Origin of the sequence: Enterococcus malodoratus, assembly GCF_027659535.1 — a bacterium.
GTDB lineage: Bacteria > Bacillota > Bacilli > Lactobacillales > Enterococcaceae > Enterococcus_A > Enterococcus_A malodoratus.
Genome location: NZ_JAQDPG010000016.1, coordinates 51,379 through 62,178, shown reverse-complemented (window position 1 = coordinate 62,178; position 10,800 = coordinate 51,379). Strand labels below are relative to the sequence as shown.

Here is a 10,800-nt window from a genome sequence, read left to right as displayed (position 1 = left end):
GAAACGCCCTACACATTTGGTTTGTTTTATTCGTTCAGTTTTCAAAGGTCTACATTGTTCGTCGCTTTGTTTCAGCAACTTTTATATCTTAACAGCTTGCTGAGTGAATGTCAACAACTTTTTTCATTTAATTTTGAAAAAGTTTTGAAACTCAATTGACAACTTTGAAATAATAACATTCAACAAAAGATCTGTCAACACTTATAATTCGTTGTTGTATCAACATGTTTCAGCAACGTTATTGATAATATCATACTGAAAAATAATGTCAAACATTTTTCAGTTTTTTTGCAAAATAATTTCACTCAAAATGAAAATGAACTAGCAATATGCTAGTCCATCGTCACTTCTATCCCGTAATGATCACTAATTGTATACTCATTTTTCCCATCAAAAACAATGCGATAACTCTCAATTTCAAAATCTAGAGAAGTAAAAACGTAATCAATTCGAAGCTCTTCAGCATTTTGATCCCAACCATCGATTGATTTTTCAACGGTATTCTCACCAGACTTGTTTTTTGCCTGAATAAACGCGTCCTGTATTTCTAGTGGGCTCTCTTTGACTAAATCATAGCCTTCATCGATTCTTTTTGCATCATTATTAAAGTCTCCCATAATAATCATTGCGCCCTGCTTTTCTAATAGTATGTTTTCTAATGCACGCCATTCATAAGCAAAAGCATTTTCAGATGTTCGCCACCAAGAAAAGTGACCACTTACTACTATTAACTTTTGATCGCCTTCCATTGATTCACCTATCATGATCATTCTCGTATGATAATCGTTCGGATCAGAACTTTCAGATATCAGTCGACTCTCCACTTTTATTGGCACTTTCGACATCAAGCCAATTCCCTCATGATAGATATCATAACCAATGTGACTATAACCCCAGCCCCAATAATAGTAGCAACCCAGTTCTTTTAAACGCTCAGTCAAGCAAAATAAAAAATTATCTTGATGGATTCCCTGCTGTTCCACCGTTGGCTGAAAATACTTGTCTGTTTTTGCCAATGGGCTTGCAAGAAGTTGATTTACTTCTTGCAAACTAATCAAATCATATTCTTCTTTAACAATTCGTTTTGCCAATATCTCAATTTGCTGTTGATCGTTCGCTTCCATCCAACTATGAGTATTTAAGGTCAATACTTTGATTGCTCTCGCCTCACTTTAATAATCGATTGTTCCTATCGTTTCCCCGCGAGAAACGAGTCCTGTTTTATCATAATGATAATTTTCAATCTTGTCACCATTGGTGAATACGACAATCATCGTTGTCATTTTGTCAGCCTCTTGAATTTTTGCTAAATCCGCGATTGCCACAACTTTTCCGGCTTTTACTTTTTCACCTTCAAGCACTTTGATTTCAAAAGCCTCTCCACCTAAATCAACTGTATCAATTCCCATATGAAGCAATACTTCTATCCCGTCTTCAGTTTTGATTCCGATGGCATGTTTTGTTGGAAATACAGAAACGATTGTTCCTGTTATCGGGGCCGCGATTTCTCCATTTTCCGGCACGACGGCGAAGCCTTCACCCATCATTTTTTGCGAGAACACCTCATCCTGAACTTGATCAATTGGAATAAGTTCTCCATTTGCTGGAGCAACAAACCTAGTCTGCATTCCTTTGTATGTTTTCGGCGGTTCCTCTGTTTTTAGCGAAGTGGCTTGAAGATTGCTCGCAGGTATCTCCACTCCTGAATCTAATAAATCTTGGATATCTGATTTTAGGATATCTGCTTTAGGTCCATAAACTGCCTGAACTCCATTATCTTTGACTAAGAGACCCATTGCCCCTGCTTTTTTCCAATCTTCTTCACTTCCGACAGTATTTCTATCCGCTACTGTTACCCGCAATCGAGTCATACAAGCATCTACATCTGTGATATTCTTCGGACCGCCTAATAAATTGATAATCTTCACAATTTGTGAATCAGCTGAAATACTTCCATCTGTAGTTGCGCTTGCTGCTTCTTCATTATCAACTTCATAATTTCCATTTCTTCCCGGTGTAGCATAATTGAATTTTTTGATCATGAAATTTGCGAAGAAATAAGTAAATACTCCAAATGCAATTGTAGTCAATACGAAATTAAGCAAGTCATTCCCTAAGCCTGCTCGTAAAGCCATCGGCACTCGAGTCAACAACTCAATATTCCCAAATGAATGCACTCGTAAATTGATCAAATCCGCCATAGCAAAGGCTGCACCTTGAATTACTGCATAGCAAGCATACAACGGAACCGCGACGAACATAAACATGAACTCCAAGGGTTCTGTAACTCCTGTTAAGAAAACCGCTACTGCGGCAGAAAGGAACATAGATTTATATTTTTTCTTCTTATCAGGATCAACATTGCGATACATTGCTAAAGTCAGTCCCATTAAAATCCCTGAAGAGCCAATCATCTGACCAACTTTGAAACGTGCTGGTGTCCATTGTGTCAGCACATCTTGATACTGAGAAATATCTCCACCGTTCTTCAAGTTAACTAGGTCAGTAGCCCACGCCAACCATAATGGATCTTGCCCAAAAACTTGACTGCCGGCTTGTGCACCAGTCAAAATTTCATAAGTTCCGCCCAATTGCGTGTAATTCATCGGAATCGTCAGCATATGATGCAGTCCAAACGGAAGGAGCAGCCGCTCCAATGTCCCATAAAGGAAAGGTGCTAATACTGGTGCAGTATCCTGAGAATTGGCAATCCATTTACCAAAGTCATTGATCCCTGTTTGAATGACCGGCCAAATAAACGCCAATACTAATGCAACAATAACTGAACGTAAGATAACTACGAAAGGAACAAACCGTTTCCCGTTGAAGAACGTCAATACTTCTGGTAATTTCCGGAAATTGTAATATTTATTGTACGCCGTGGCTCCAACAAACCCAGCGATGATTCCAACAAATACCCCCATATTTAATGCTGGGGCCTCTAACACACTAGTAAAGTAGCCGTCAATCATAATCTTTTGACCAAATAACGTATGTGTAATGGCATTTGGATCAGCCAGCATTTCAGAAGTTACGCCAAAGATCGCGCCAGTGATTCGATTAATTAAAATAAATGATAGCCCTGCCGCGAATGCTCCACCGGCTCTTTCTTTTGCCCAACTTCCGCCAATTGCCAATGCAAACAGCAGATGTAAGTTTCCGATGATTGCCCAACCAACATTTTCAACCACTCCGCCTGTTGTTACAAGCCAACCAAGGTTTTCGTTAATTAATGGTAAAGACTTCCCGATACTGATCATCAAACCAGCTGCTGGCATTACTGCGATAACTACCATCAAGGCCTTTCCAAATTTTTGCCAAAACTCAAAACTAAAAATCTTTTTGATTCCTTTCATATTTGCTCCTCCTAGTTTTTACTTCCTACAATTTCACGCAATCGGTTTCGCTGATTTGCATTATATACTCATAATTTGTTTTTGTAAACTCTTTCAATCATTTTTTCTAAAAATCTGTAATCACACCTATCTATTTAGTATATTCAACAATTTAATTTTATGCTTGACTTGCGCAATCGGTTGCGCGTATGATAGAGCTAAGAAATTATTAAGTTGTCAAGCATCAATTCCGCTTCTTTCTTTTGGAAATGACGCGGAATGATATGTAATCGATTTTAGCTTGTATAGAGACTGCCCTATCGACGATGCTTTGATTAATATAACCCAAAGCATTTAATTGGATGGTATACAACCTGAATATCAAACATATTTTTCTATAATGAAAATAAATTAAAAAGGAATTAGGAGGACTACCATGAAAAACGTTCAACGTCTTTTTGAAATCGACCCTTGGAAAATTCGGACCACTACATTAGATAAGGAAAATCGTCGCCTGCAAGAATCTCTGACATGCATAGGGAATGGATACATGGGTATGCGTGGTAATTTTGAAGAAAGTTACAGCGGTGATCATCATCAAGGAACATACCTTGCGGGAATTTGGTATCCTGATAAAACTCGGGTCGGCTGGTGGAAAAATGGCTATCCTGAATATTTCGGGAAAGTAATCAATGCTTTAGATTTTATTCAAATGAAATTGTTCGTAAATGATCATGAGGTTGACTTAGCCGTCACTGAATTCGAAGATTTTGATGTTGAACTAAACATGCAAAACGGTGTTCTCACTCGCTCGTTCACGGCAAAAATAGATGAAGCGAAAGTTCGTTTTACTTTCGAGCGTTTTTTGAGCGTAGTCAAACAGAAACTCGCTGTAATCCACCTTACTGCTGAATGCTTAACAGGTGATGCAGAATTGAAAGTAGTTTCTAAACTAGATAACAATGTTCAAAATGAAGACAGCAACTATGAGGAAATGTTTTGGCTAGAAAAGGAACGTGGACACCAAGAGGAGTTTAGTTTCTTAACTACACAAACGATTCCAAATAACTTCGGGATCGAACAGTTTTCTATCACCGGAGCGATGAAACATATCAGTTCTTCCCCCGGTTTGCAGCAAGATGATACCTTAGAAGTTGCTGAAACATTTACTTTTGACTTGAAACGCAACCAAGCGATCCAGCTAGAAAAACGCGTAGTTGTTTTAACCAGCCGTGATATTCCTGAGACAGAGCAAAGTAAAAAAGCACTCGAGTTGTTAACAGCTTATGATTTATCTTATGAAGAATTACTTGCGGAACAAAATGCTGCTTGGGCAAATCGTTGGGCTTTAGCGGATGTATTGATCGATGGGGATGATGAAGCACAACAGGGCATTCGTTTTAACATCTTTCAATTATTTTCTACCTATTATGGTGAAGATGAGCGCTTGAATATTGGGCCTAAAGGTTTCACTGGTGAAAAATACGGCGGCGCTACCTATTGGGATACTGAAGCCTATGCGGTTCCGATGTATTTAGGGATTTCCGATCCAAATGTCACAAAGAACCTATTGAAATACCGTCATAATCAATTACCTCAAGCACAACACAATGCTCGTCAACAAGGTCTGAAGGGCGCTTTATATCCGATGGTCACCTTTACGGGTATTGAATGTCATAATGAGTGGGAGATTACTTTTGAAGAAATCCATCGAAATGGTGCCATCGCTCATGCAATCTACAATTATACAACTTACACTGGCGATGAAAGTTATATTCAAAAAGAAGGACTTGAGGTATTAACCGAAATCGCTCGATTCTGGGCAGATCGCGTTCATTATTCGAAACGCAAACAAAAATATATGATTCATGGAGTAACTGGCCCCAATGAATATGAGAATAATATCAACAATAACTGGTACACCAATTATTTAGCTGTTTGGGTTTTATCCTACACCCTAGAGAATTATAATAAATACCTAGATCATGCGACCGTATCGATTTCTTCAGAAGAGCAAGCAAAATGGCAAGACATAATTGAGCATATGTATTTCCCTGCAGATGAAGAATTGGGCATTTTCGTTCAACACGATACTTTCTTGGATAAGGATTTGATGCCTACTTCTGAACTTGATCCAGCAGAACGCCCATTGAATCAAAATTGGTCTTGGGATAAAATCTTACGTTCTTGCTTCATTAAGCAAGCGGATGTCCTGCAAGGAATTTATTTCTTCAGTGATAAATTTACTGATGAAGAGAAACGTAAAAACTTCGAGTTTTATGAGCCGATGACCGTTCACGAATCTTCCCTTTCTGCATCCGTTCATGCTATTTTGGCAGCTGAACTTGGATTAACAGATAAATCAATGGAAATGTATCAGCGAACTGCTCGTTTAGATTTAGATAATTACAACAATGATACCGAAGATGGTTTGCATATCACTTCAATGACAGGCAGCTGGTTAGCCATCGTTCAGGGGTTCGCACAAATGAAGATAAACACTGGGGACTTGAGCTTTGCGCCGCTATTGCCAAAAGAATGGGATCATTATTCTTTCCATATTAATTATCGTGGCCGCCTATTGGCCATTAGTGTGAATCAGAAAGAAGTTCAAATTGACTTGAAAGATGGTTCTCCCTTAGCTATGATGCTTTATGGGAATGAAATTTTCTTAAGCGATTCAATGACGGTTCCACTAGAACAGGAGGAGCCAAATGTTTAAAGGTGTTTTATTTGATCTAGACGGTGTTATAACCGATACTGCAGAATATCATTATCTGGCATGGAAGAAACTTGCCGATGATCTGGGTATTTCAATTGATCGACAGTTCAATGAAAAATTAAAAGGTGTCAGTCGAGAGGATTCTTTGCGACTGATATTAAAACATGGGAATCGCGAAAAGAATTTTTCTGAAGCTGAATTCAATCAATTAGCGAAAACAAAAAACGATAATTACGTAGAAATGATTCAAGCAGTTTCTCCAAAAGATGTCTATCCTGGCATTTTAGAATTGTTGATATCATTGAAAAATGCCGGTATCAAAATTTCTTTGGCCTCGGCCAGCAAAAATGGTCCTTTTCTTTTAAAACAAATGGAACTGACCAACTATTTTGACGGTATCGCTGATCCAGCAGCCGTTAAAGCCGGGAAGCCGGCACCAGATATTTTCATCTTGGCTGCACAAGTAGTCGGGCTGAATCCTGAGGAATGTATTGGAATCGAAGACGCTCAAGCCGGAATAGCTGCAATTAAAGCTAGCGGTGCGTTTCCCATCGGAGTCGGAGAAGCAGAACAACTGGGCAGCGATATTGCGCTGGTTCAATCGACTGACGAGTTAACTTTAGATTTTTTAAAAACGCAATGGAATAATTAATTATTAGAGAAAGGAGAGCGAAAAATGGTATCCACAGTTAAAGACGTAGCTAAAAAAGCGAAAGTCTCTCCTTCTACCGTTTCCCGTGTGATCAACGATCATCCCAGCATCTCCGCTGAGACAAAGCAAAAGGTTCGAAAAATTATGGATGAGATGGGGTATTTTCCAAATGCCACTGCTCGAAATTTAGGAAAACAGAAAGCAAATTCCTTAGGTGTAATTTTACCGCCGCTTGATTCTCGTGAACGTTTGGGTAATCCATTTTATTTGGAATTATTAAATGCTGTTAACGAAGCGGCAGCAGGATTTCAAGTAACCACAGCCGTTGCATCAGCTGATAACAGCGATACACTTTTGGAAAATGTCACTAGAATGCATCGCCAAAAACAAGTTGACGGATTCATCTTAGCCTATTCTGAAAAAAACGATCCTGTAGCCGAATATCTTTATCAGAATCAGGTGCCGTTCACTTTGATTGGACGACCACCGGAACGAGAAGCGGACATTGTTTATGTCGACAACGATAACCAGTTATTAGGCAAACAAGCTACTGAACATTTGATAGCTAAAGGACATAAAAACATTTTGTTCGTTTCAAATGTTAATCAAGAGGTTATCTTCTTCGAGCGTTACTTTGGTTATCAAGAAGCAATGATGTTGCAGGCCTTACCTACACATCCGCCTTTAACCATGCTGCAGCCTGAAGACTATACGCAATTTCCAGATGTAATCAAAGAAACGGGAGCAACAGCTTTAGTTGTGATTGATGATATTTTTGCATTGCGCATGATTCAATTAGCGACGCTTCATGGCTATAAAGTGCCAGATGATTTGTCAGTCATCAGTTTTAATAATTCAATTTTTGCTACCTTGGTCCATCCTTACCTGACAACGATTGATATCGACATTTCTGATCTTGGTCGTTTAGGAACACAAAAATTGATGGAGCAGATTGATCAAAAACAATCCAGCGGCGTTCAGTTGGTCGTACCGCATCATTTGATCCAACGAGAAACTGTCCGCACGATTTAAATTATCATTAAATGCGACCTGTCCAACTTGTGACAGGTCGTTCTTTTGGATATACTAGCGAAAAATCAGAAGGAAAGTGGTATAGATGATTTTACTCATAGGTATTATTGCATTACTCTTTCTGATCTATTGCCGTTATTCAACCTATCAATTGGTCGAAAAGCATTTCAAGATCACGAAGAACCCTCAATTAAAAATTGAAACGGGAAAGAAACCAGGTCTGACAATCGCACAAATCAGCGATAGCCATTTCTCTCCCTTTTATTCTCCTAGACGATTTACCAAGATAGTTGCTAAGCTTAATCAAGCCGAACCAGATATCGTATTGTTCACTGGTGATTTAATCGAAAATTATCGCTATTGGCAAACACGTGACTGTAAAGCGATTAGTCAACAATTAGTTAAGATCAATGCTCCAAAAGGAAAATTTGCCATTTTAGGCAATCATGACTATCGTTCCGATGGTCATGAAGCTGTCAGCAACATACTGACAGATGGTGGATTCACTTTACTAAATAATCAAAGCACGTCTGTAGATCAATTGAGCTTGACCGGTATCGATGACGGCCAAGAAGGCCATCCAGATTACGATACAAGGCCTAAAAGATCTGAGTTTTCTATTTTAATGATCCATGAACCGGATCAGGTCCAACGTTTACCTGAACTTGAACGATTTGATTTGATCTTATCCGGCCATAGCCATGGCGGCCAAATTCGATTTCCATTTTTCCCTTATAAAAATTTTGGATCAAGAATCTATGATCAAGGAATTTATGCATTGACCTCCAATACAAATTTAGTGGTCAATACTGGATTAGGGACTACAGGACCTCCGCTGCGATTTCGAGTGACTCCTGAAATTCTTTATTTCCATTTATAAAAACTAAAAGAGTTTGAAAGCTACCTTTGAACGGCGGCCTCCAAACTCTTTTTATGCGCGAATTTTTTGTTTAATATAAGGAACCATGATTGGAACCAATGATACAAAAACAATCAGCAACATGATCAAAGAAAAATGTTCGCTGACAACAGGTATATTTCCTAAGAAATAACCAGCCAAGCTTACAACGGTTCCCCAGACAATCGCCCCGAGAATATTAAAACTCGAAAAAATTCCCCAGTTCATTTTACTTGAACCAGCAATAAACGGGATGAAGGTACGGACAAACGGCATGAAGCGACCTAAAAAGATTGTCCACTTGCCTCGATCATTGAAAAACCTTTCTGCTTCCTGTACCTTGTCCTCTTTAATAAAGCGGGAAATCGGACGATGATATAACGCCTTGACTCCTAAAGTATGACCGATCCAATAATTCATCATATCTCCTAAAATCGCCGCAATCACACAAATTCCAATTACATACGGCAAGCGCAGAACATTCCCTCCCAATGCAGTAAGTGCTCCTGCCGCAAAGAGAAAGGAATCTCCTGGCAAGAACGGGAAAATCACGACACCTGTCTCAATAAAAACAATTCCGAATAAAATAGGATAAATCCCTACCCCATATTGGTGTACCAAAGACACCATGTGCGCATCAATGTGCAAAATAAAATCAATCAAAGCCATATAAATAATTTCCTCCTGAAAAGATTCATTCTTATCATACGACTTTTCAAAAAAAAAGAAAGAACGATTTCCGGTTCTATAGAAAAATTAAAAGTTAGATGTAAAATGGTATAATAATAAAAAAGATTAAAAAGGAGTCCTTTATGAGCGTTCTTTCTCATATGAAAAGCATGCAGAAGGAAATGTCTGCTGCAGAAAAAAAAATTTATTCTTTCATTCGTGACAATAGCGAAAAAGCTGCGAGTATGACGGCGAATGAAATCGCTGAGGCATCTGGCGCAAGCGCACCAACAGTCGTCCGCTTTTCCAAAAAAATGGGATTTAATAGTCTGACCGACTTCAAAATTGAGTTATCTGCTGAAACTATGCAGGAAAGAAGCAACAATACCTACAGTGATGTCGATCACGATGAAACTTTTCCTAGCCTAAAAAATAAATTGGCCAGCAATGCTCGCTATACGATTGATGAAACCACCGCTTTGTTCAACGAAGAAGAATTTCTCAAAGCGTGCAAACTATTAGAGGAAAAAGACTTTTGCTATGTTTTAGGCATCGGCGCTTCTAATCTGGCCGCCACAGATATCGTTCAGAAATGGAGTCGTTTAGGCAAAAATGTTATAAGCGAACCTGATTACAATACTATCTTGCCACAGCTCGTCCTGCACCAAAAGGATGCGGTGATTTGGCTGGTATCAAACTCTGGATTAACTTCTGAACTGATTGCTTTAGCAGAAACGGCAAAAGATTTGGGTATTCCAATTATTACATTGACACAGTTTGGCCAAAATCCCCTAGCCAAACTTTCTGATGTCGCTCTGCAAACCTCTCGACCAACGGAAGCGACTTATCGCAGCGCAGCAACTGATTCGATCTTGGCCCAATTCATCACGATTGATTTATTGTTCTATGTCTATATCAGCCGCAATAAAGAAAATGCCGAAAAAATTTACACCACACGAGCAGTAGTTCAAGAATATCGAAAAAAATATTTTTAAAAAACAAGGACATGAAAGATGGATTACCTTCATGTCCTTGTTTTTATGATTAAAATTTTAGCCAAATAGTTACTTCTACATTCATGTCGTTAATGATTTTTTCTTTTTTTCGAATAGCTGCTTTTAACGGAGTAAATACGTATTTTGCTTCGTATCAAACCAGATAGCCGTTTGCCATTCGCTTCTGCCAATTCCCGCAGTGACTTTCATCCGTCCCCAACCTTCTTCAAGAGATTTGAACCCCTTTCGAATTTCTTCCGAAAGCTCTTTTGGAAGTGACACTAACGTCCAACCAGCCATTTCTGACGATGAAGAATAGTGATATACCTTTGCGGAAAATTTATATGCTATTCCTTTGTCGCCCATCCTACTTGCCTCCTTTACCGTCGTTTCCTATATAAATTGTATCATATGAGCAAATCGCATAGAGGACAAACCCTTTTATAATTCTATACAAATCAAAAGAGGAGCGGTGCCTAGTTGGCAACGCTCCTTTT

General features: G+C 38.8%; 9 protein-coding genes. 5 read left to right on the top strand and 4 right to left on the bottom strand.

Features of this window, described 5'->3' with window-relative positions; genetic code table 11:
* Nucleotides 1–332: 332 nt before the first annotated feature.
* Nucleotides 333–1,148, bottom strand: a complete 816-nt coding sequence (locus PGP85_RS20045; protein ID WP_270329022.1) for an endonuclease/exonuclease/phosphatase family protein — start codon at nt 1,146–1,148, stop codon at nt 333–335.
* A gap of 24 nt (nt 1,149–1,172) precedes the next feature.
* Nucleotides 1,173–3,356 carry a PTS transporter subunit IIBC gene (locus PGP85_RS20040; RefSeq protein ID WP_270329021.1) on the bottom strand — a complete coding sequence of 728 codons (2,184 nt, stop codon included), beginning with the start codon at nt 3,354–3,356 and terminating at the stop codon, nt 1,173–1,175.
* A gap of 415 nt (nt 3,357–3,771) precedes the next feature.
* On the opposite strand from PGP85_RS20040, the gene PGP85_RS20035 reads away from it, so the two are divergent.
* From PGP85_RS20035 to PGP85_RS20020, 4 genes are all read left to right on the top strand, one after another.
* The gene (locus PGP85_RS20035; protein WP_270329020.1) at nt 3,772–6,057 is read left to right on the top strand and encodes a glycoside hydrolase family 65 protein; all 2,286 of its coding nucleotides are present in this window, start codon (nt 3,772–3,774) and stop codon (nt 6,055–6,057) included.
* Nucleotides 6,050–6,709, top strand: a complete 660-nt coding sequence (gene pgmB / locus PGP85_RS20030; RefSeq protein WP_090408859.1) for a beta-phosphoglucomutase — start codon at nt 6,050–6,052, stop codon at nt 6,707–6,709. The genes PGP85_RS20035 and pgmB overlap by 8 nt, the downstream gene beginning before the upstream one ends.
* Nucleotides 6,710–6,733: 24 nt before the next feature.
* Nucleotides 6,734–7,741: a LacI family DNA-binding transcriptional regulator gene (locus tag PGP85_RS20025; protein ID WP_090408856.1), complete on the top strand. Its 1,008-nt coding sequence runs from the start codon at nt 6,734–6,736 to the stop codon at nt 7,739–7,741.
* 85 nt (nt 7,742–7,826) lie between these two features.
* Nucleotides 7,827–8,621: a metallophosphoesterase gene (locus PGP85_RS20020; RefSeq protein WP_270329019.1), complete on the top strand. Its 795-nt coding sequence runs from the start codon at nt 7,827–7,829 to the stop codon at nt 8,619–8,621.
* Between the two features lie 51 nt (nt 8,622–8,672).
* Here PGP85_RS20020 and PGP85_RS20015 read toward each other — a convergent pair whose 3' ends face one another.
* Complete coding sequence (locus PGP85_RS20015; protein ID WP_010739802.1) at nt 8,673–9,308, bottom strand: VTT domain-containing protein; 636 nt, start codon at nt 9,306–9,308, stop codon at nt 8,673–8,675.
* Nucleotides 9,309–9,451: 143 nt separating this feature from the next.
* On the opposite strand from PGP85_RS20015, the gene PGP85_RS20010 reads away from it, so the two are divergent.
* Nucleotides 9,452–10,303 (top strand): MurR/RpiR family transcriptional regulator, encoded by an 852-nt coding sequence (locus PGP85_RS20010; protein WP_010739803.1) that lies wholly within the window; start codon nt 9,452–9,454, stop codon nt 10,301–10,303.
* Nucleotides 10,304–10,426: 123 nt separating this feature from the next.
* Here the strand turns inward: PGP85_RS20010 and PGP85_RS20005 are convergent, their stop codons facing one another.
* On the bottom strand, nt 10,427–10,669 hold the full coding sequence (locus tag PGP85_RS20005) for a DUF1905 domain-containing protein (RefSeq protein ID WP_270329018.1): 243 nt from the start codon (nt 10,667–10,669) through the stop codon (nt 10,427–10,429).
* Nucleotides 10,670–10,800: the final 131 nt, after the last annotated feature.